This is a genomic window from Streptomyces beijiangensis, from assembly GCF_017315755.1.
Lineage (GTDB): Bacteria > Actinomycetota > Actinomycetes > Streptomycetales > Streptomycetaceae > Streptomyces > Streptomyces beijiangensis.
Map to the genome: position 1 here is coordinate 1 of NZ_JAFLRJ010000410.1, position 871 is coordinate 871.

The 871-nt window shown below is 74.4% G+C and carries 1 protein-coding gene; it reads left to right on the top strand.

Annotated features, from left to right (window positions below; translation table 11 throughout):
* The coding region (locus J0695_RS32935; RefSeq protein WP_372445855.1) for an FtsX-like permease family protein at nucleotides 1–871 on the top strand (871 nt) is incomplete at both ends.

An 871-nucleotide genomic window follows, 5' to 3' on the forward strand; every position in this document is an offset into this window, starting at 1 on the left:
GCGCGGGCGGTGCGGCTGCCGGGGGCGGTCGGGATGCTCGTACGGGAGAACACGGCGGCGTCCGTACGGCGGACGGCGGCGATTGCCGCGCCGGTGCTGATGACGGTGGCGCTGGCCGGGACGGTGATGGGGACGACGGCGATCAAGACGGAGGCGAAGGCGGCGGAGGCGCGGGGGCGTACGCACGCCCAACTGGTCGTGACGGGCGACGACTTGAAGGTCCCCACGCGCCCTGTGCCAGGGGCGACTCTGACGCCTTCCGCGTCCACAGGGGTCTTCGCCCTGGAGGACGGGGTCGCGCTGGTGAAGTCGGAGGCGCGGGCGGTGCCGGTGGGCACCTTCCCCGGTCTGGACGACCGCTCGATCGTGGTCAACGAGGAGTGGGCACAGCACACGCCCGGCGAGACGGTGCAGGTGTGGCTGGGTGACGGGCGCAGGGCGTCGCTGCGGATCGTGGGGGTCCAGCCGATCGGGACGGGCGACAACGGCGCGTATGTCACGCCGGCCAATGCGGGGTCGGCGCCGGTGGACCGTATCGAGGTCGCTCTGCGCCCCGGGGCGGACCGGGCGGTGGTCACGGCGGCGCTGGTGGCGGCGACGGGCGGCGAGGTCCGTACGGCGGACCAATGGCTGGCGGCGACCCACCCGCGCACCAACGCGCAGACCCGGCTCGGCCTGTGGGTGGTGCTGGGGATCGCGCTGCTCTACACGGCGATCGGCCTGGCGGGCACGCTGGTGATGGCGATGTCGGTACGCAAGGAAGAGCTCAGGGCGCTCGGTCTTGTGGGGGCGACGCGCTCCCAGGTGCTGCGGGTGGTCGCGGGGGAGTCGCTGCTCGCGGTCGGGATCGGGGCGGCGCTGGGGGCGGCGG